General features: G+C 67.9%; 12 protein-coding genes and 5 pseudogenes. 8 read left to right on the top strand and 9 right to left on the bottom strand.

Translation table 11 applies throughout. From position 1 onward, the window contains the following. Positions 1 to 23: 23 nt before the first annotated feature. Both OG272_RS00615 and OG272_RS00610 read right to left on the bottom strand, forming a co-directional pair. On the bottom strand, positions 24 to 2,093 hold the full coding sequence (locus OG272_RS00615; RefSeq protein ID WP_327732006.1) for a non-reducing end alpha-L-arabinofuranosidase family hydrolase: 2,070 nt from the start codon (positions 2,091 to 2,093) through the stop codon (positions 24 to 26). A 54-nt stretch (positions 2,094 to 2,147) separates the two neighbouring features. Then, complete coding sequence (locus OG272_RS00610; RefSeq protein ID WP_405892136.1) at positions 2,148 to 3,773, bottom strand: glycoside hydrolase 43 family protein; 1,626 nt, start codon at positions 3,771 to 3,773, stop codon at positions 2,148 to 2,150. Positions 3,774 to 4,555: 782 nt separating this feature from the next. On the opposite strand from OG272_RS00610, the pseudogene OG272_RS00605 reads away from it, so the two are divergent. Next, positions 4,556 to 4,824: pseudogene (locus tag OG272_RS00605) on the top strand (cellulose-binding protein); the annotation flags it as partial. 263 nt (positions 4,825 to 5,087) lie between these two features. Here the strand turns inward: OG272_RS00605 and OG272_RS00600 are convergent. The 4 genes and pseudogenes from OG272_RS00600 to OG272_RS00585 all read right to left on the bottom strand — a co-directional run bounded on the left by OG272_RS00600 (position 5,088) and on the right by OG272_RS00585 (position 10,478). Further along, positions 5,088 to 7,028 (bottom strand): RICIN domain-containing protein, encoded by a 1,941-nt coding sequence (locus OG272_RS00600; protein ID WP_405892134.1) that lies wholly within the window; start codon positions 7,026 to 7,028, stop codon positions 5,088 to 5,090. 314 nt (positions 7,029 to 7,342) lie between these two features. Then, positions 7,343 to 7,828, bottom strand: coding sequence for an SRPBCC family protein (locus tag OG272_RS00595; protein WP_405892132.1), 486 nt, complete (start codon positions 7,826 to 7,828; stop codon positions 7,343 to 7,345). A gap of 109 nt (positions 7,829 to 7,937) precedes the next feature. Further along, a complete protein-coding gene (locus OG272_RS00590) occupies positions 7,938 to 9,344 on the bottom strand; it encodes an FAD-dependent oxidoreductase (protein ID WP_327732009.1) in 1,407 nt (468 codons plus the stop codon). A 379-nt stretch (positions 9,345 to 9,723) separates the two neighbouring features. After that, a pseudogene (locus OG272_RS00585) lies at positions 9,724 to 10,478 on the bottom strand (FadR/GntR family transcriptional regulator). A 226-nt stretch (positions 10,479 to 10,704) separates the two neighbouring features. Between OG272_RS00585 and OG272_RS00580 the strand changes: the two are divergent. The 6 genes and pseudogenes from OG272_RS00580 to OG272_RS00555 all read left to right on the top strand — a co-directional run. Further along, positions 10,705 to 11,052 (top strand): annotated as a pseudogene (locus OG272_RS00580) (adenylate kinase family protein); the annotation flags it as partial. Between the two features lie 443 nt (positions 11,053 to 11,495). Next, on the top strand, positions 11,496 to 12,032 hold the full coding sequence (locus OG272_RS00575; RefSeq protein ID WP_093903461.1) for a dihydrofolate reductase family protein: 537 nt from the start codon (positions 11,496 to 11,498) through the stop codon (positions 12,030 to 12,032). 28 nt (positions 12,033 to 12,060) lie between these two features. Then, entirely contained in the window at positions 12,061 to 12,630 is a 570-nt protein-coding gene (locus tag OG272_RS00570; protein ID WP_327732010.1) for a hypothetical protein, read from the top strand. Between the two features lie 136 nt (positions 12,631 to 12,766). Next, positions 12,767 to 13,012, top strand: coding sequence for a hypothetical protein (locus tag OG272_RS00565; RefSeq protein ID WP_405892129.1), 246 nt, complete (start codon positions 12,767 to 12,769; stop codon positions 13,010 to 13,012). 366 nt (positions 13,013 to 13,378) lie between these two features. Beyond that, on the top strand, positions 13,379 to 15,184 hold the full coding sequence (locus OG272_RS00560) for an alpha-L-fucosidase (RefSeq protein WP_326573151.1): 1,806 nt from the start codon (positions 13,379 to 13,381) through the stop codon (positions 15,182 to 15,184). A 312-nt stretch (positions 15,185 to 15,496) separates the two neighbouring features. Continuing rightward, positions 15,497 to 16,459 (top strand): expansin EXLX1 family cellulose-binding protein, encoded by a 963-nt coding sequence (locus OG272_RS00555; RefSeq protein ID WP_405892127.1) that lies wholly within the window; start codon positions 15,497 to 15,499, stop codon positions 16,457 to 16,459. Between the two features lie 193 nt (positions 16,460 to 16,652). Here OG272_RS00555 and OG272_RS00550 read toward each other — a convergent pair. Then, positions 16,653 to 16,970 (bottom strand): annotated as a pseudogene (locus OG272_RS00550) (cellulose binding domain-containing protein); the annotation flags it as partial. Between OG272_RS00550 and OG272_RS00545 the strand changes: the two are divergent. After that, positions 16,969 to 18,114: pseudogene (locus tag OG272_RS00545) on the top strand (glycoside hydrolase family 6 protein); the annotation flags it as partial. The pseudogenes OG272_RS00550 and OG272_RS00545 sit on opposite strands and share 2 nt — an antisense overlap. A 157-nt stretch (positions 18,115 to 18,271) precedes the next feature. Here the strand turns inward: OG272_RS00545 and OG272_RS00540 are convergent. Both OG272_RS00540 and OG272_RS00535 read right to left on the bottom strand, forming a co-directional pair. Further along, a complete protein-coding gene (locus tag OG272_RS00540) occupies positions 18,272 to 18,403 on the bottom strand; it encodes an AbfB domain-containing protein (RefSeq protein ID WP_405892126.1) in 132 nt (43 codons plus the stop codon). A gap of 112 nt (positions 18,404 to 18,515) precedes the next feature. After that, on the bottom strand, positions 18,516 to 20,453 hold the full coding sequence (locus OG272_RS00535) for an alpha-L-fucosidase (protein ID WP_327732013.1): 1,938 nt from the start codon (positions 20,451 to 20,453) through the stop codon (positions 18,516 to 18,518). Positions 20,454 to 20,819 lie beyond the last annotated feature (366 nt).

Here is a 20,819-nt window from a genome sequence, read left to right as displayed (position 1 = left end):
GTTGCGCCGGGGGCCTGTGTCGGTCAGCAGGCCGAGTTGGTCTGGGTGAGGAGGCCGAGCCGCCACGGGAGGGTGTTGTAGTCGCCGCTCGCGTTGGGGTTCATGCCCTGGTAGAGGTACTGGAGCCGGCAGGCGGGGATGGTCAGTGTCTGGTCGTAACCGGCACGGATCATCTCACCGTGGCTGACGTCCCTGGTCCAGGCGCCCGACGGGAAGGTGACGTTGTTCGACTTGGCGAAGGGGTTGCTCTCGGACGCGGCCAGGGGCGTCCACGAGCCGGCGAGGCTGCTCGTCGTCCAGGAGCGGAAGTAGCGTCGGCCGTCCGATCCGATGGCCTCGACCAGCAGCACATACTGGTTGGATCCCTGCACCTTGTACACGTTGCTCGCCTCGAACAGGGCGTATTTGGAGTCCTGGGCCGCGATGACGGTGTTGGTGAAGCCGTTCGGGAACTGCCCGACGGTCGTCTGGGAGCGGTACAGATGCCCGTTGTCGTCGGAGGAGAACAGATAGCAGTTGGCGCTGTCGCAGATCACCCACATGTCGACCCAGTAGCCGTTGCCGATGTTCTGCCTGATGATGTCGGGCATCGACGAGTAGAAGTTGCGCGGTGCGCTCCACCCGTTCGGATTGCTGATGTCGGGGTTGGTGGAATAGGACGCGTTGCCCGTCTGGTACACGAGGTACCACAGGCGTTGCGGCGCGTAGTAGAAGACCTCCGGCGCGGCCCGGTACCCGGCTCCGATGGCGCCGCGGTCCAGGTAGTGGTGCGTGGCCGAGCCGGCCTGTGACCAGTCGCTGAAGTTCAGATACACCAGGTTGTATCCGGAGGAGCTCGCCGTACTGGCGAACACGTGGTACTTGCCGTTGTACTGGACGACCGTCGGATCCTTGATTCCGGCGATGTTGTGGGTGGCGTCCGACTTCGGTGAGATCAGCGCTCCGCTGGAGCTCCAGGAGAAGCGGGAGGGCAGCGCGGCGGCGGACCCGGGCGAACGGGAGTCGGCCGGCCGGGCGTCGCTCGTTGCGCCCGTCGCCGACGCGGATGCCCGTTGTGTCGTCGGCGTTCCGCCCATGGTGGTGAGGGTCGACTGGTAGGCCGCCTTCTTGTTCCCGTTGCGGTCGAACAGCAGGGGGTTCTCCCCGCTGCGCCAGGAGTCGCTGTCGCGGATGCCCCAGACGGTGATGCCGGTGCAGCGCGCCACGTTCATACAGGCCCTGACCGTGTTCGCGTACGCCGTCGTCGGTGCCTGCGCGATGTCCAGCTCGGTGATCTGTACGTCCACGCCGAGGGCGGCGAAGCTCGACAGCGTCGTCTGGAAACTGGCGGGCGGACCGCCGGCGCCGAAGTGGGCCTGGAGGCCGACGCAGTCGATGGGCACGCCGCGCGCCTTGAAGTCGCGCACCATGCGGTACACGCCCTGGGTCTTGGCGGCGTTCCAGTCCTCGATGTTGTAGTCGTTGTAGCAGAGCTTGGCCGCCGGGTCCGCCGACCGCGCGGTGCGGAAGGCCTGCTCGATGAACCCGTTGCCCAGCAGGTTCTGGAACACCGAGGGGCGGTGCTGGCCGCTGCCGCCGTCGGCGAAGGCCTCGTTGACCACGTCCCAGGAGTGGATCCGGCCCTTGTAGCGGTTCGCCACCGTGGTGATGTGGTTGTTCATCACGCTGCGCAGCGTGTTCGCGTCCGTGATCGAGCTGACCCAGCCGGGCAGTTGGGAGTGCCACACCAGCGTGTGGCCGCGCACGCGCTGACCGCGGGCCGTCGCGCGGTTCACGATCTGGTCGGCGGGGCCGAAGGTGAACGAGCCGCGGGATCGCTCGGTGGCGTCCCACTTCATCTCGTTCTCGGCTGTCACCGAGTTGAACTCGCGGTCCAGGATGCCGGTGTACACGCCGTCACCGAGCTTTCCGGCGGCCACCGCCGTCCCGAAGTACCGTCCGGACTGGGCGGCTTGCGCGCCGAGTGCGGAGGCCCGGACGGCGTCGGGCGAGTCGGGCGCGGCGGTCGCGGCCTCCGGCGATACCAGGGTGGCCACGGCCAGCAGGGATAACACCGAGGCTCGGCGACGGCCGAGCCGTTTCAGCGGGTTCATGGTTCTCCTCGTACGGTTGGCGGGGGGTTGGGTGGTGCGATCGGTGGGGTCGGGTCAGGGCGTGGACAGCTCGAACCGCGGGAAGCGGACCGCGCCGCCGAGTGCCTGGGTTGCGTGGTTGAAGAGGGCGAATCGGTAGCCCATGAAGAACCGCCAGTCGTTGCCCATGGAGAAGGAGGGGCCGAGGCGGGTGAAGTTGATGCCGTCGACGTTGTAGGAGAAGGTTCCGGGGCGGGCCGCGCCGGGGCGGATGTCCGCGGTCGCGCGCAGCCGCACACGACTGCCGGACACGGTCGCGCTCGCGACCTCGGTGCCGGTGCCGGTGGTGTTCCAGTTGCCGTCCATGGTCAGCCCGTTGACCATCACCACCCGCGTCACGCCACCGTCGCGTTTGACACCGATCCAGGCGGAGGAGTCACGCAACAGCGCGAGTCCGGCCCGGTCGCCGTCCCGCATCGCCGAGAAGTCGAGCTCGACCGTGGCGGTGGAGGTGGGCCCCTGGATGCGGTGGGTGAGCGTGTTGCGGGCCCAGTACAGGTCGTTGGTGACGGTCGCGGTCCGCAGGGTCAGCCCGTTGCCGACCGACCACTTGGTGTTGTCCGGGTTGTGGTTCCACTCCCACTTCGGCTTGAGGGTCGTACCGTCGAAGGTGTCGACACCCACCATGGGGGTGACCTGGCGGGGTGGGGTGGGCACGGTCGGGTGGGGATACGAGGTGCCCCACGCGCCGTTCACGAGTTGCACGACGGGCCAGCCGTCCGGGGTCCAGCTGACCGGCGCCAGCGCGGGCACCCGGCCGCCGGGGTACGCGTCCACGAAGGCCAGGTAGTACCAGGCGCCGCTCTGCGTCTGCACCAGCCCGCCCTGGTGCGGAACGCCACCGCCGGGGATCGGCCCGCGCAGGTCGAGCAGGACCTGCCGGAGCGTGTACGGACCGAAGGGGCCGCTCGACGACTTGAGGATGTACTGGCCGTTGGCCGGCCGGGTCAGGAAGATGTAGTACTGCCCGTTGATCTTGTAGAAGCGGGAGCCCTCCAGGGTGCCGACACTCGACGGGGTGGTGAACACCTGCTGCGTGCGGACCTGGGTGCGGCCGTCGCGCGAGAGCTGGGCCACGCTGATGGTGGTGTTTCCGTACGCCACGTACAGGGTGTCGTCACTGTCGACGAGCAGGCCGGCGTCGTAGTACGGCGTGCTGATCGTGGTGAGTCTGTTCCACGGCCCCTCGACCGCGGTGGCGGTGTAGAGGTACGTCCTGGCGAAGTCGATCTGGCCGAGCCAGTAGAAGGTGCCGTTGCTCGGGCGGTGGGCCAGCGACGACGCCCAGATGCCCCGGACGTAGCCACGGCCGCCGCTGAGGTCGTACTTGGCGCCGAAGTCGAGGGTCGGCACCGAATGCCCGGCGATCTCCCAGTTCACCAGGTCGTACGAGCGCAGTACGGGGGCGCCCGGTGAGTAGTGCATCGTCGAGGCCGAGGCGTAGTAGGTGCCGCCGACGCGGATCACGTCGATGTCCGCGAAGTCCTGCCAGATGACCGGGTTGGTGTACTCCGCAGCGGCCGCGAGGGCCTGCCCTCGGGCGACGCCGGAGGCCGCGGTGCTCCGGGACGCTCCCACCAGGGGAAGGGAGGCGCTCGTCAGCAGACCGGTGGCCGCGGCCAGCGCTCGACGGCGACCCATCGGCTGATGAGGGCATGACATATCCATGTCGTTCTCCTTGTACGGCCGAGCCGTTGTGGGTGGCACGTGCAACCGCCGTGAGTCTCACGGCTGAGGAGTGGACGCTGTGCCGACGTGCGTGGGGCGGGGGGTCTGCTTCTTCTCGCGGCGCGCGGCGGCCGGGTCGGTCGACCCCGGTTCGCCATCTCGGACACCCATCGGCACATCGAGCATTCTGGATGATAGGAGGCTGACGAACCCCGTCAATACCTCTCGCATGATTCGCTCCCGACATCGAAACATTTCGCTCTGCCGGTGCGCTCCGAGCGGTCGGGCGCCGATCGCTTCTCGGGGGTTCGCGCGCCTGGTCCAGACCCTTCCCGGTGACGGACCGCCGCGGTCCCGTTCTTCTGCCGCTCTTCAGCTGAGCGGGTTGCTGCAGGTCGTGGCGCGGTTGCTGGTGGGGGCATCTCTTCGTCCCTCGAACCGTGACCGGCGTACGCGGGGCCGGTCGGCAGGCCGTGGCGCCTTCTCGGGGTGTCCTGATCCCGCGGCCGATGAGTCGAAAGCTGTTGACAGGGTGGGCTGCATCTCTATGATCCGGAACTGCCTGGCGATCCGAATGACGTTCGATACTACGAACGAGCCCTGACGGGAAACCCGCGCCTCTTCCGCGACCGCACCCCGATGGCCCGGCCCCGAAGCACGTCCTCATGAGCTTGCTCAGCGCGCAGTCGGACCTCTGTCCGCACACGGCGATGCTCCGAAAGGGAGTTGCATGATGACCAGCACAAGACCTCTCTATCGAAGCGGACCTGTGTGTGGACACGACCCAGCGCTTCGCTCTCAGATTCAGCTACAGCGCCGCCATGTCGTACGCGCTCGCGTGTTTCCGGGCGACGGTCTTCCGTGCGGTCGCGGTCCAGAGCGGCGGGCAGCTCAGCGGAGCGGTGGCACCCGGCCCATCGCCTACCTCGGGGTGCACGGCCTCCGCGACAGTGTCCTCGGCATCTCCGGCGGACGGACGATGCGGGACGGGTTCGTCAGGAACAGCGGCTGCACCGTCCAGAACTTCGGGCTTCCAGGCCACCCACACCGGCGATACCGCCCCGCCGAGTTCCTGCACCCTCAACGGCACGGCCTGCGCCGTCATGGGGAGTTCGCCGAAGTGACCCGGTGATGGCGGCAGGTATCCGCCCGGTGGAACGGTGCGGCAGCCACCTGCGGCGGCCGCACCGCACGGGTGCGGTCGCGGCAGGTGTGGTCGACTCCGGTGACGACGTCCTTCGCGTCCGACAGGAGCGTGTAGCGCGCCGTCGCCGAGCCGCCCATCTATCACACGGCGATGATCTGCCACTGCTGCTGGGGTGCCCGGTCGTACGTCTCCTGCTCGAGGCCGGCGCCGTTGGCGGTGGAGGCGCGGTCGACGTCGAGTGACAGTGCGCTGAGCCGGTTGGTGAGGTAGGAGTAGCCGTCGCCGGTGGGTGTCACGGCCCAGTGCTGTTGGAAGACGCTGTCGTCCGACCAGATGCCCACCTTGCCGCCGCTGGCACGCGAGAGGCCGGCCACTTCCATGAGTTTGCCGCTGCTGACGCTCTTGATCTTGTAGTAGCCGTCGCCGGTGGAGGTGAACGTCCACTTCTGGTTGGCCTGGTTCAGCCAGGGCCACTGGAGGATGCTCGTGCCGTTGGCGGTTCGGTTCCGGTACACGTCGGCGACCAGGCCGCTGTCGCGGTTGACCAGGCGATAGACGGTTCCGTCGCCCGGCAGGACACGCGACACGAGGGCCGGCTTGGCGGTCCTGCCGCCGATCCGGAGGCCGCCCACGTTGACGTATCCGCCGGTGCCGGCGGTGGCCTGGATCCGTATGAAACCGGCATTCCTGGCGCTCCACTCGGCCACCTTGGTGACGCGGTCGCCGGCCCAGGAACCGGTGGCGACCTGGGTGAAGGTCGTGCCGTCGGTGCTGGTGGAGACGGTGTACGAAGTGATGTCGCCGTCGGTGGAGTTGCTGCGGTTCCACTGCTTGGGCAGATACTCCAAGGTGGAGACCCCGCTCCACACCCCGCCCAGGTCGATCGTGATCGAGTGGGGGAGGGACGGGGAAAGTCCCCAAGTCGACCAGCAGGTCTCGAAGCCCTTGTCGCTCAGCCCGTCGATCGCGTGCATCGGGCCCTCGCCGGTGTGGAATCCGCTCGCGTAGGCGCTGACGGGTGTCACCGGGTGCTCGGCGCGTGGCATCTGTGTCGGCAACGGCGCCCTGGAGGTGTCGGGGCTCCATGCCGCCCCGACTTCGGCGAGCCGGTTGACGGCATTGGTGTCCAGCTTGCCGTTGCGGTTGGGCGGGCAGTTGAGGATGAACGAGGTGTACTTCGGTTCCAGGTCAGCGAGGTGCGACAGGATCGACGCCTTGCTCATCAGGCCTTCGGTCGGCGTGGACGGATGCCAGAACCATCCGTTGCTGATCGTCTGTCCCTGCATGGAGGCGTAGGTGTTTCCGGCCGGCGAGGTGATGCCCAGCGGCTCCTCGAAATAGATCGCGTCGCCGAGGAACGGTACCGACAGCCCACCGTGGTCGATCATGACGATGTCCGGCTGGAGCGCTTTCACATGCTCGCGGATCCGCTGGTAGGAGACGGCCTGCTGGCCCATCTGCCACGCGTAGCCATCGGTGATGAACATGTCGATGGTGCCGTAGTCGGTCAGCAGTTCGGTGATCTGGTTCAGCATGTAGGTGAGGTCGCCGGGCTGGATCGTCTGGTCGGCGGCGACGCCGTGCCGGGTGTCGTACGCCTGGACGCTGTAGGTGCGGTCCCAGATCGAGAAGTACAGGCCCACCTTCAGACCCTTGGCCCGGAACGCGTCGACGTACTGGGCGACGATGTCCTGCTGGTAGGAGCTGTTGGCGACGTTGTAGTCGGTGTACGCCGTCGGCCAGAGACAGAAGCCGTCGTGGTGCTTGGTCGTCAGCACGCCGTAGCTCATCTTCGCCGCCGCGGCGGCGGCCGCCCACTGGGCACAGTCCACGGCAGTGGGGGCGAACAGGGCGGGGTCGTGGTTCGGGGCGGCCCACTCCTCGTTGGTGAACGTGCCCATGTTGAAGTGGTTGAACATGCCGAACCGCATGTTCACCATGTCGTTCAGGTTGGTCTGGGGATCGGCGGCCACCGCCTCGGACACCAGGCCCGAGAAGCCGGGGACCACGGGCAGCACCGTCGCGGCGGCAGCGGCGCCGGCCCCGAGCAGCGTACGGCGGGACAGGTTTCCTGACGGCATGCTCTCACTCCCATTTCGGTGGCTTCAGCGCCACAGGACCGTTCCGAAGGAGCCGAATCCTCTCCGGCTGCGGGGAGGGGAACAGCGCAAGCCCGCCGAAGTGCGTGAGGGCATCCTTGGTACGGAGAAGACACACGGGTGCTGCGGCACTCACGAGTCTCGGGCGCCAGACGTTACGCATGAAGTTCAGGCAAGCAACACCGGAATGTCAACGGTGTGGAGGGATGAAAGGCCGCACGCAGAGGGCACTTTGAGGGCTATACAGCCTTTCGAGCCATTCATTCATGGTCAGACATGGCATGTCTTCCTACCCGTCAACGGGCGGTCGTCGAGTTCTCCGAACGGAGCAACCTGTCGAGGTTGGTCATGGAGGTGCGCATCGCGGAGCGCATCCCCGGCTCCTGGACGCGGTTCAGCAAGTCCCCCAGCGGTCCCAGCCCGATGGCGTACTCGACCTGGTAGGTCATCTCTGTCATCTCCCGGCCGTCCCCGCTCCGGATCGGCCGGAACGCGAAGACGTTGGTCACGTCCTGGAGCGGGGCGAATCCGGTGCCGGTGTCGACGCGACGCTCGTACGGCTCGCTCTCTCTGACCGTCCAGACCGAGTCGGTCTTGAAGGGGCCGAGCGTGCGGTTGCGTTCGGCGTAGGTCTTGCCGACGGTGGCGATGCCGTGGTGGTCGGTGACCTCGATCGCCCCGGCGACCCACTCGGCGTACCGGTCGGTGCGGGAGATGACGTCCCAGACGTGTCCCACGGGTGCGTTGATGACGGCCTGCTCGGTGACCACGTACTTGTTCATCACGGTGTTCCTGTCCTGTCCTGTCGGTGCTCGGTGCTCGGTGCTCGGTGCTCGGTGCTCGGTGCCTGGTGCCTGGTGCCTCTGGTCGGTTGGTCGGTGTCTGTTGCGCTCAGTCCCGACCCAGGACTTCGGTGGCGGTGTGCTTGCCGGAGCGGACGGCGCCGTCCATGAAGCCGTTCCAGTACGGGGAGAATTCGGCGCCCGCCCACCGCACACGGCCGAAGGCCCGACCCATCCACTGGCCGAAGTCGCTGAGCACGCCGGGGGCGGCGACGGAGGTGGGGCCGCCCTGGGTCCACTGCTCGGCGGTCCAGTCCTGCTCGACGTAGTCGACGGTGTCGAAGGCCCGGTCCCCGACGACCTGCGCGAAGGAGCGCAGGACCGCTCCTCGGCGCTCGGCGGCCGGGCGATGGGCCCACTTGCGCCATTCCCGGCCGCCGAGGAAGCCCATGAGGACGCCCGGTCCACCGTCGGGCGGGGTGTTGTCGAACATCTCGCGGATGGGGGAGCCGCCACGCAGCAGACCCATGCCGGACAGGCCGTCCTCGCGCCAGAACGGCTTGTCGTAGACGGCGACGCACTTCATGAGGGTGCCGAACGGCAGCCGCTGGAAGAGCTGGTCCTGCTGGGGCGGCAGCAGCGGGTCCCACACGATCCGCGCGGCGAGCAGCGGCGGGATGGCGACGATCACCTGGTCGGCCCGCCAGTCACCGGCGTCCGAGACGACGGTGGCGCCGGAGGAGTCCTGGCTGATGCGCCGTACCGGGGCGGACAGGTGGACGCGGCCGTCGAGTTCCTCGGCCAGCCGCTGGGCGACGAGCTGCGAGCCGCCGACGAACCGGCTGTCCTGGGCGCCGCCGGTGGTGCCGGTGCCGCGTTCCATGGTGCCGGGGTGGGTCTCGTTGCCGAAGGTGGCGACATACCAGAGGCTGAACAGGGCGGACGCGTCGCGTGCCTCGCCGCCGTAGGCGGAGTTGAGGAAGAGGCTGATCATGTCGACGGCGTCGCCGGTGAGTTCGGCCCTGCGCAGCCAGGTCTCGTAGGTCATACCGTCGAGTTCGCGGGCGTGGGGGGCCCGCCACGGGGCGGCCGGGTTCAACTTGGCGGCCTCCTTGGCGATGCGAGCCAGGGCGATGCCCATGTCCGGCAGGGCGAACAGGTCCGGAGGGGTGTGGCCGGAGAAGCGCTTGGCCCTGCCGTCGTGGACGTAGACGGTCTCGCCGGGGACGGCTGCCTGGTAGGTGTCCACACCGACCTCCTTGGCCAGCGCCAGGATGTGGTCCTGGGTGGGACCGACGAACTGCCCGCCGATCTCCGTGACTTGGCCGTCACCGAGGTCGTGGTTGAGCAGTCGGCCACCGACCCGGTCACGGGCCTCCAGGACGGCCACGGACTTGCCCGCCGCGATGAGTTCCCGCGCCGCGGTCAGTCCGGCCAGCCCCGCACCGATCACCACGACGTCCGCCCTGCGGCTCTGACGTGACGTGGTGACGTCCGTGGTCCGCGTGCTGCTCATGGTCACTCCCTGCCGTCAGTGGTACCGGGTGCCCCAAACCATACAGGCGACATTGTCAGCTGACAATGTCGCTCGTTCATGTCACTTGATTGAGGTGCCTGGTCTCAATGCAACGGCACTGAGCCACAGCGCGCTGGACGCACCCGACGTGGACACTGCCCGGCGATCGCCCGCCGCGACGGCCCGCGCGGAAAGCCCGCGGAACGGGTCGGGGGCGGCTCCGGTGCGTTCATGGCGCGGGCCCGAACCGGACCGGGCGCCGCCCCCGAACGGATGCGGGGGGACGCGGCGCCGGTGCGTTCCGGGCATGGCGCCGCCACCCGGTCGGGGCGTGGGAAGGGGAGACCGGATGGCGGCGGGGGTGGGGGGAAGCGCGAGGTCAGTCGTCGATCGCCCGTATCGGGTCATCGGTCAGACTGGTGGCCAGCCACTGCTCCACGGCGGTGATGTGGACGGTCGCCGCGGAGGCGGCGAGCACGGCGTCGCGTGACTGAAGCGCGCTGAGAATCTGCTCGTGGTCGTGGTGGGCGTTGTTGAGGGCGTGACCGGTCTGACTGCCGCGGACGATGCGAACACGCTGGGTGCGGGCGGAGAGCACTTGCAGCAGCATCGACAGCACGGGGTTGCCGACGGCTTCGGGTTGCCGACGGCTTCGACGATCCTGAGGTGGAAGGCGATGTCATGGGCGACGAACTCCTCCACGGTGGTGACGGTCCGGGACCGGTCCAGAATGTTCCGCAGTTCCCGGAGGTCCTTCTGCTTCAGCAGCGCGGCGGCCAGCCCTGTCGCCTGCGGTTCGAGCAGTCGTCGTACCTGGACCAACTGCAGAGCCGTGTGTCCCTGGGAGACGTCGGCGGCGAAGGAGAGGCTTTCCAGCAGGAGATGGGGCTCAAGGCTGGAGACGTACGTGCCGTCGCCCTGGCGGGTGATCAGGATCCGCATGGCGGTCAGTGCCCGGACGGCCTCGCGCAGGGAGTTCCGGGACAGGCCGAGCTGTCCGGCGAGGGTCTCCTCCTTGGGCAGCCGGGAGCCGGGCGCGAGTTCGTCGGCGACGATCATCGCCTTGATCTTGTCGATCGCCTCATCCGTCAGTACGTGTTTCTGAACCTGATCGGCCACCCGAACGGTGCTCATCGTTTTCGGCCTGGACCTGGCTCTGTCCGAACGATCGGGATCGGGATCGGGACCGGGATCGGGATCGGGACCGGAGGAGCATCAACCTCAACGCGGCGATGTCCCATGGTGTGGTTATCCCCACCGCCAGGGGGTGGCTTACTGGATGGGCAATGACATCGGTGCGCGGCGATCGTGTGTCACAGAGACGGCTTGATGCCACGCATGACGAAGGGACACCTCATCGATGCGCATCCTCCTGATCGGGCCGCCCGGAGCCGGCAAGGGCACGCAGGCAGTGCGTCTTGCCGCGCATCTGTCGATCCAGCACATCTCCACCGGTGACCTGTTCCGAGAGCACATCGACCAGGGCACCGAGCTCGGGCAGTACGCCCACACGCACATACGCGCCGGCCTTCTGGCACCGGACGAGGTCACCATCGAAGTGATCAAAGAACGCCTTGCCCGCCCGGACACCGAGCGTGGATTCCTGCTGGACGGCTTCCCCCGCAATCTTGCCCAGGCGGAGGCACTGGACGGCATCCTGGCCGACTCGGAGTCGAGGCTGGATGCCGTGCTAGACCTGGAGATTCCGAGCGCGCTGAGGACGCGGTGACGCACGCACGAGGCCATCGCGGCCTCGTCCGGGCCGGGGAAGCCGCGTGCGGCGCTGCTGTCGGCGGGCGGGGTGCAGGACTCCACCATGGTCGTGAAGCGGTGCAGGTAGTCATGCACGCGGGGCGGGTGGTAGCCCAGCTCGCTCCAGCGATGTCCGCTCGCCGCGAGTGCTGTGGCACGCAGCACGAAGTCCTTCGCGCGGGCGCGTTCCCGCTCCGTCGCACGTCCTGCGGGGTCAGCAGCGCCGCGAAGCGGAAGTCCCAGTCCTCGGAGGCGAGATCGGACACGACCGGCATCAGCACGTCGATGAACACCACGGTGGCGCCATTGGACCGGTCCAGGTCGTGGCTACCGCCGGAGAAGATGTTGCTCACCGACCTATGATGCGATCCCGGCCCTCCACCTGCTTGGAGAAGACGCATGACGGATGCGAGCACCGGCAAAGTGGTCGTGAACAGGGTGATGTCCCTCGATGGGTTCATCGCCGGTCCCGGCCACACGATGGACTGGATCTTCGAGCACATGACGTCGGCGACGTTCCCGGAGGTCATGGCGGCCACGGGCGCCATGCTCATCGGCCGGGGCACGTACGAAGTCGGCAAGCGCATGTCCGACGAGAACACCGACTACGACGGCGGGGCGCAGTTCGTCCTCACCCACCGCCCGCCCGACGAGCCGGACCCCAACGTCACCTTCCTCACCTGCGACATCGAGGAAGCCGTGGCCACGGCACGCCGCGCCGCCGGCGACAAGAACCTGGAGATCCTCGGCGCCGACGTGGCCGCCCAGTGCCTGCAGCGCGGCCTCGTCGACGAGATCCTGGTGTACGTGCTGCCGGTGCTGCTCGGCGACGGCGTCCGCTTCGCGCCGCCGGGCCTCGACCGGATCGACCTGGAACCGTTCAGCAACGTCCAGTCGGGCGGGGTCACCATGCTGCGCTTCCACGTGCGCAAGTAGGCACGGTCGCCACTACTGGCCTGTTGTCATGGCCCCCATCCCGTGGGGCAAGTTCCCCACTCTCGCTGAACATCAACTGGCCCGCCGGTGGCTGCAGTTAATGGCGAACATCGGTCGGGCTTCCAACACGATCGACGCGTACGGGCGGGCGGTCGAGGACGACCTGCGGTTCTGTGCCGTTGAAGGCACGGATCCCGTACTGGCCGGTGCGGACACGGTTGCCGCCTGGATCGGGGACATGCTCGACCGTCCCCGCCAGCGATCAGCGAAGGCGCCGCTGCATCCGGAGACGGGACTGGCGAACGCGACCGTCCAGCAACGTGTGGTGGCCGTGCGGTCCTTCTGCGCGTACCTGGTGGAAGACGGGCTGCGCGAACGGAATCCCGTACGTCGAGGGCAGTCGAGCCGCTGTGGCCGTCCTCCTCGGCAGGGGCTCGTGCGGCGCCTCGAGCATGCACCCTGGATCCCCAACGAGGACGTCCGCACTGACCGGGGAAGCCGCACTGACCGGGGAAGCCGCACCGACCGGGGAAGCCATGCCGACCGGGGAAGCCAAGCCGTCGACGAAGCCGTCATGACAGCCGCCCTGCCCACCTAGGTCCGCGCCGACCGGACCCGGCACTACGAGGCCGCGCATCGAGGGCACCCGAGGAACTCACCGCTGTCATCCGTGCCGTGGGGTGAGGGAACGGACGGTTTGCGCAGCGGCACGGACTTGTTCCCTGCCCAAAACCGTGCCCGGCATCGTGGACGCCCACCACCAGGCGTGCGCCTGGCCCGTCTGCCGGCTCGCCGCCGCGTACGCCGAAGTGATCGCCGCCGCGAGCGAGTTGACGGCCGGAGTCGGGCCGGCCGAGCGCCATGACGTCTTCACCGGCACGGCCGTGCGGACCTGCGGGCTGCCCGTCACCGCACGGCAGGCCCCGCCCCAGGAAACCCCATGCGCATGGCTCCGAAGAACGGCCGCGAGACCGTCCTGAGCGCGATGCGGGGAGCGTTGTCCGGCGAGCCGGTACCGAGCGCCCCGACGACCTACCCCCTTCGCACGGTCACCGCCGTGTTCCGCCGACCGAACGTCCTCTTCCACCACCGGGCAGCTGGATAGACATCCTATCTCTTCTATCTAGGAATTTGAGCTACGGGGCCACGAACAGGGATGTCCTGAATTATTTGTCAGCGCGCTGGACACGGGGTGAGGCTGTGCCTATTAATACATCCGATGTCCCTGGGGGCTGCTCAAGTCCCCGCCGGGCCCGGACCGCCGTACTCGTACTCCGCTGTCTGTGCGGTGCCGCGGACAAGCAGTTGCCGACACCCTGAGTCCTTCACCCTCCAGGAGCCGCACGATGTCCTCCGCTCCCCTCAGCAGGCGCTCCCTCATCAAGGCCGCGGCCCTCGCCGGCGGCACCGTGGCCTTCGGTCTGCCGCAGGCCCTGTGGCCCGCCACGGCCGAGGCCTACTCCGTCGACGCGAAGATGAACTGGTGGTACCAGGCCCGGTTCGGGATGTTCATCCACTTCGGGTCCTACTCCTACCTCGGCCGCGGTGAGTGGGCGTTCAGCGCCGATTCCAACCCTCTTTGGACCAAGGCCAGTTACCAGGCCGACGTGACCTCGAAGTTCAACCCGAACGCCTTCAACGCGGCCACCATCGCCCAACTGGCCCAGAGCGCCGGCATGAAGTACCTCGTGATCACCGCCAAGCACCACGAGGGGTACGCGATGTGGGACTCCAACGTCCCGGGCTTCACCGATGTCACCGGCACCAAGTTGTACAACCTGCGCGACTACAACAACTTTCAGCCCGACCTGCTGGCCCAGCTGAAGACCGAGTGCGAGAGCCGGGGCATCAAGTTCGGGCTCTACTACTCGATCCTCGACTGGAGCCACCCCTCCCAGACCATCGATCGCGGCGCCTACTTCTCCGACATGTCGTCGCTGTCCGCCCGCACGGCCTACATCAACGACATGAAGGCCCAACTGCAGGAACTGCTGAACCGCTACGACCCGGCCGTCCTCTGGTTCGACGGTGACTGGTGCGCCAACCCCTCCACCCCCAACCTCGACGACTGGTGGACCCAGGCCGACGGCGCGGAGCTGTACAACTGGCTGATGGCCCGCAAGCCAGGCCTCGTCGTCAACGAGCGCGTCAAGCGGGACCACGGTCTCGGCGACTACGCGGTCGCGGAGTTCGGTATCCCCGACGCGCCGCTGGAGCGGCCGTGGGAGGCCTGCGCCACCATGAACGACGCCTGGGGTTACAACGAGTGGAAGGAGAACCAGTACCGCTCGGTCCAGACCATCATCCGGGAGATGGTCACCGTCGTCTCGCGGGACGGCAACTACCTGCTCAACATCGGCCCCAAGGGCGATGGCTCCGTGACCGCCGGGACCGTGACCGTTCTGAACGGCATGGCCTCGTGGATGGCCACCCACGGCGACAGCATCCACGGCACCAGCGGCAGCCCCTTCGCCACCGAACCGTCCTGGGGCAGGATCACCAAGAAGAACGGCAAGCTCTTCGCCCACGTCTTCAACTGGCCGACGGGCGGCACCCTGCAGATTCCGGCGGTGTACAACACGATCAACCGCGTCTACCTGATGAACAACCCCGGCACCAACCTCACCTACTGGGTCAGCGGCGGCCAGATCAACGTCCAGGTGCCGACCACCGCGCCCAACGCGAACGACTCCGTGGTCTGCGTGGAGGTCAACGGCATGCCGGCCGTCCTGGCCCATGGTGTCTACCGGCTGGTCTGCGCCCGGAGCGGCAAGGCTCTCGACAACGGCAACGTCGGCGGCGACGGCACCCCGATCATCCAGTGGACCGTCAACGGTGGCTCGCCGCAGCAGTGGACGGTCACCGACCTCGGCCACGGCTACTACAAGCTGGTCTGCGCCCGCAGCGGCAAGGCCCTCGACAACAACAACAGCACGTCCGACAGCGCGGTGATGGTGCAGCGGACCGACAACGGCAGTCGTCAGCAACAGTGGGCCGTCACCGCGCTGGGCGGCGGCGCGTTCCGGCTCATCAACCGGCACAGCGGAAAGGCGCTGGACAACGCCAACAACGGCGCGGACAACACCCAGGTCATCCAGTGGACCCCCAACGGCGGTGCCCCGCAGCAGTGGAACATGACCAAGGTCGGCTGAGCATCCCCGGGGTGGCGCGCCCTGGTCCGCCACCCCGGCTCACCCGGTACCGATGCGGTGGTCATCCTGCCGGTCCCGGCCGACCCTGCGGGTGATCACCACCCCGCAGAAGCAGTGAACTGCGCAAGCAGGCCGTGCTCCCACCCGAGAGACGTTGGGTGGGAGCACGTGGACGTCGCGGAGACCGTCCCAGCGTCTCCATCCGCGGCACATGTCCCGGCATCCGGTCCGACCGAAAATCGGCGGCAACCTTTTCGCCACCTGCGGCCACTGAGCAGTGCAACACCGAAACGCGCTTCCGAACGGATGAACATGCAAGAAACACGCCAGGCCGCGCGGCAGCGCAGACGCAGACGCCGGCTGATGGTGGGCACCACCGCGGGGCTGGTCGTCACAGGTCTTCTCGTCTGCCTGGTCATGACGATGCAGCCGGACCGCGAGGAGGATGCCGGGCGAGCCCCGGCCACGGCCGTCGCCAACTCCCAGGAGAGTCACCCGCCGACATCGTCCGGGAAGAAGAAGTCCCTCGCACCCTCCCCGTCCGAGATCTCCGCGTCCCCGTCGGCCGGCGCCAAGAAGCCGAAGGCCTCCCCGTCCCCGTCCCCGTCCCCGTCCCCGTCATCGGCCTCTCCGCGGAAGGCTCCAGCCACGTCATCGCTGGCCGGACGGATCCGCCCCAAGAGCACGTATCAGGGAGTCGCCACGGTCTACAAGGCCGGCGTAGGGGACGGTGCCTGCTCGTACGGCCCGAGCGGCGACATGATGATCGCGGCGATGAACACCACCGACTACGAGACCTCCGCGGCCTGTGGGGCCTACGTGCTCGTCCGCGCGGCGAACGGCGCTTCCGTCACGGTCCGGATCACCAACGAATGCCCCCTGCCCTGTGCGCCGGGGCAACTCGACCTCAGCGAACAGGCCTTCGCCGAACTGGCCCCCGTCTCGACCGGCCGGATCGCGATCACCTGGAGCCTGTTGAGCCCGAGCACGCCGGGCACGATCTCGATCCGCTACAAGAACGGATCCAGCCCCTACTGGTGCGGCATTCAGGCAATCGGCCACCGCAACCCGCTCGCTCGGCTGGAGGTCCGCACCGGTGGCGGCTGGCGCCAACTGACCCGTACCGACTACAACTACTTCCTTTCCCCCGACGGCAGCGGGTGCGGCGGCGCGATCAGGATCACCGACATCTACGGAGAACGGCTGACCATCGACGGGATCGCTCTGCGGCCGGAGGTTGTGCAGCCGACGCGGTTCCAGTTCGCACGGCACTGACCCCGCCGCCACCAGTGGGCCCCCTCCGAACCACCCGCCGACCGGGGCCGGCGCGGGCGCGAAGGCCGAGCCGAGCACGGCGTCGGCTTTCCCGGAGGGGGGAAACACGGTGGAGCCGGGGACGCCGTGCGGCCTCCGGGGACCCGCCGGTCGGTGTGGAGGGACCGGGCGGGCCCCGGAGGGTGAGCGGGTGTCACCCGGTGGTGCAGGCGGTCCCGTTCAGGCTGAAATCGGTGGGCTTGGCGAAGGTGCCGCTGGAGGTGCCCTGGAACCCGAAGGTCGCTTGGCCGCCGGCCGCCAGCTCCGCGTTGTGGACCACGTTGCTCGCTGTGACAGCTCGTGACGACCCGGACATGTTCGCGTTCCAGGCATGGGTGATCTGCTGCCCGGACGGGAGGGTGAACGCGAGCTTCCAGCCGCTGACGCGGGAGGATCCGGTGTTGGTGATGGTGACGTCGGCGGTGAAGCCGCCCTGCCAGGAGTTCGCCCCGTACGCCACCTTGCAGGCCGCAGTCTGGCTCGACCGCATCGCCGCCATCAACGGAGTCAAGGGCGGCATGGGTCTGCGCGCCCACCTCGACGAGGCCTTGAAGCAGAAGGGTTCCGGCGACCTCGTCGTCCAGCTCGTCATCTACGACCTGGCCGGCCGCGACTGCGCTGCCCTCGCCTCCAACGGCGAGCTGGGACCCAACGATCTCGACAAGTACAAGTCCCAGTACATCCACCCGATCACGGCGATCCTGTCCGAGTCCAAGTACGCGGGCCTGCGGATCGCCACCGTCATCGAGCCCGACTCGCTGCCCAACCTGGTCACCAACGCAGGTGGAACCCCGACCACCACCGACGCCTGCGTGACCATGAAGGGCAACGGCAACTACGAGAAGGGCGTCAGCTACGCCCTGGACAAGCTGGGCGCCATCCCCAACGTCTACAACTACATCGACGCCGCCCACCACGGCTGGCTCGGCTGGGACAGCAACCTCGGTCCCGCGGTGCAGCAGTTCCACAAGGTGGCGACGACGAACGGCGCGAGCGTGAACGACGTGGCCGGCTTCATCGTCAACACCGCGAACTACAGCCCCACCAAGGAGCCGTACCTCAAGGTCACCGACACGGTGGGCGGACAGACCGTACGTCAGTCGAAGTGGGTCGACTGGAACCAGTACGTGGACGAGCAGTCCTTCGCCCAGGCGCTCCGCGACAAGCTCGTCGCGGCCGGATTCAACTCCGGACTCGGCATGCTGATCGACACCTCACGCAACGGCTGGGGCGGCTCCGCCCGGCCCGGCGGTCCCGGAGCGCAGACCACCGTGGACGGCTACGTCGACGCCAGTCGCATCGACCGGCGCATCCACGCCGGCAACTGGTGCAACCAGAGCGGTGCGGGCATCGGCGCACGACCGACCGCGGCTCCCGCCGCCGGCATCGACGCCTACGTGTGGGTCAAGCCGCCGGGGGAGTCGGACGGCAACAGCACCCCCGTCCCCAACGACGAGGGCAAGGGCTTCGACCGGATGTGCGACCCGACGTACGGTGGCAACGCCCGCAACGGCAACAACCCTCCGGGCTCGCTGCCGGACTCGCCGCTGGCCGGACACTGGTTCTCCGCCCAGTTCCAGCAGCTGCTGCGCAACGCCTACCCGCCCCTGCCGTGACCTGCTGACGCGGTGTGACCGCCGGGGTCGGTCCGATCGGCAGGACCGAGGGACGGATCCCGGCGGGCATGCCCTGATCGAGTCCGGCCACTGCGTCGAGGTCGTCCCGACCGCGAGACAGATACGGCCGCGTCGCCGGCACAGCATCCCGGTCAGGTCAGCCCGTCACCCGGAAGGTGGCGTCGCCGCGTCCTGCGGCGGTGGTGATCGTTTCGAGCCGCAGCAGGTATGCGTAGTGGCGGATGTAGCAGTCGGGGTGGTTGTAGGACTGGAATGACGACCAGGGCAATCAGGCACGCGCGCGTTGTGCGGGCGCGGGGTGCTCAAGCGCCCCGCGCCCGCAGAGGGCCGTCACCGCCGCTCCTCACAACAGGCCGGGAAGTCGGCGGAGGAGGGCAGGATCAGACGGGGACGATCTGCCATTGCTGCCGTGTCTGTGACGCGTACGGCTGTTGTTCGATGTTGGCTCCGTCGGCGGTGCTGCCCTCGTCGACGCCGAGGCAGAGGCCGCTGTAGCGGTTGATGAGGAAGTAGTAGCCGTCACCGGTGGGCGTGACGGCCCAGTGCTGCTGGGGGACGTTGGAGTCCGCATAGATGGCCACATTGCCGCCGTCGTCGCGGGAGAGCCCGGCCACTTCCATGAGCTTGCCGCTGCTGACGCCCTTGATCTCGTAGTAGCCGTCGCCTGTGGAGGCGAAGGTCCACTTCTGGTTGTTCCGGTTCAGCCAGGGCCACTGGAGGATGTTGGTGCCGTTGGCGGTTCCGTTCCCGCTCACGTCGGCGACCTTGCCGCTGTTGCGGTTGACCAGCCGGTACACGGTGCCGTCGCCCGGCAGGACCCTCGAGACAAGGGCAGGCTTGACCGACCGGCCGCCGATCCTGACGCCGCTGATGTTGGCGTAACCGCCGGTGGCCGCGTTGACCTGGATGCGTACGAAACCCACGTTCCGGTTGGGCCACTCGACCAGCTTGTACTTGCCGTTGCCGGCCCAGGTGCCGGTGGCGACCTGGGTGAAGGTGACGCCGTCGGTGCTGGTGAGGATGGTGTAGGAGGTGATGTCGCCGTCGGTGGAGTTGCTTCGGTTCCACTGTTTGGGCAGGTACTCCAGGGTGGAGACGTTGCTCCACACGCCGCCCAGGTCGATCGTGATCGAGTGAGGCAGGGCCGGGGACAGGCCCCAGGTCGACCAGCAGGTCTCGTAGCGGACGTCGCTGAGTCCGTCGATGGCGTTGAGTGGTCCCTCGCCGGTGCGGAAGGCGGTGGCGTACGCGTTTACCGGGGTGACGGGGTGTTCGGCGCGCAGTGGCTGGGTGGGCAGCGGCGGCCGGGAGGTGTTCGGGCTCCAGGCCGCGCCGACCTCGGCGAGCCGGTTGACGACGTTGGTGTCCAGCAGGCCGTTGCGGTTGGGCGGGCAGTTGAGGATGAAGGAGGTGTACTTGGGTTCCAGGTCGGCCAGGTGGGAGAGGATCGCGGCCTTGCTCATCAGGCCCTCGGTCGGGGTGGAGGGATGCCAGAACCAGCCGTTGCTGATGGTCTGTCCCTGCATGCCGGCGTAGGTGTTGCCCGCCGGCGCCGTGACGCCCAGTGGCTCCTCGAAGAAGATCGCGTCGCTGAGGAAGGGCTCCGACAGCCCGCCGATGTCGATCATGACGCAGTCCGGCTGCAGCTCCTTCACCAGTGAACGGATCCGCTGGTAGGAGACGGCCTGCTGTCCCATCTGCCATGCGTAACCGTCGGTCATGAACATGTCGATGGTGCCGTAGTTGGTGAGCAGCTCGCGGATCTGACCGAGCATGAAGGTCATGTGGTCGGGCTTGATGGCATCGGTGATTTCCAGCCCGGTCACCTTGTGCCGGCTCTCCCACGCCTCGACGCCGAAGGTACGGTCCCAGATCGAGTAGTAGAACCCGACCTTCAGTCCCTTCGCCCGGAACGCGTCGCAGTACGCCCGCACCACGTCCTGCTTGTAGGAGCTGTTCGCGACGTTCTGGGTGCCATGGGCGCTCGGCCACAGGGCGAAACCGTCATGGTGCTTGGTGGTCAGGATGCCGTAACTCATCTTGGCGGCGGCCGCCGCGTCGGCCCACTGCGCGCAGTTGACGCTCGGGGGAGCGAAGAGGGTGGGGCTCTGGTGGGGTTCGGCCCACTCCTGGTTCGTGAACGTGCCCAGGCTGAAGTGGTTGAACATGCCGAACCGCATGTCGACCATCCTGCTCAGGTTGGTCTGCGTGTCCGCGGCGGCCGCCTGCGACAGAAGACCGGAGAAGCCGGGGACGATCGGCAGGGCGGTCGCGGCGGTCGCCGCACCCGCCGCCCCGAGAAACGTACGGCGAGACATTCTCGATGAGGACAAGGTCCACTCCTGTGGATCGATGGCATTGCTTGTGGTGACGGCCTGCTGGGACGGTCGGCGGTGGCCTGGGTGCCGGGGTGTGCCCGGCTGCAGGCGACAGGGCTGCCCTGGCCGGCCGCGCCGTCGTCGCCCGGGAAGAGAGAGCCGCTCGCAGGGCAGCACGTGGTGTCATGACGGCCTTGCGTGCAGCGGGTGTTCGGCTAAGCAACATCGGATGTATTAGTAGATGCCGGCTAGGGGCCTGTCTATAGTCTCGACAGAAATCGCCAGATCAATACCGAGGTAGCGGCGGTCAGGCGCGTTCGACCCTCAGGCCAGCCGACCCGATACGTAGGATGTGTTCGGAGCGAC

This window comes from Streptomyces sp. NBC_00104, assembly GCF_045160825.1.
Taxonomy (GTDB): domain Bacteria; phylum Actinomycetota; class Actinomycetes; order Streptomycetales; family Streptomycetaceae; genus Streptomyces.
This window is presented reverse-complemented; position numbering and strand designations above follow the sequence as displayed.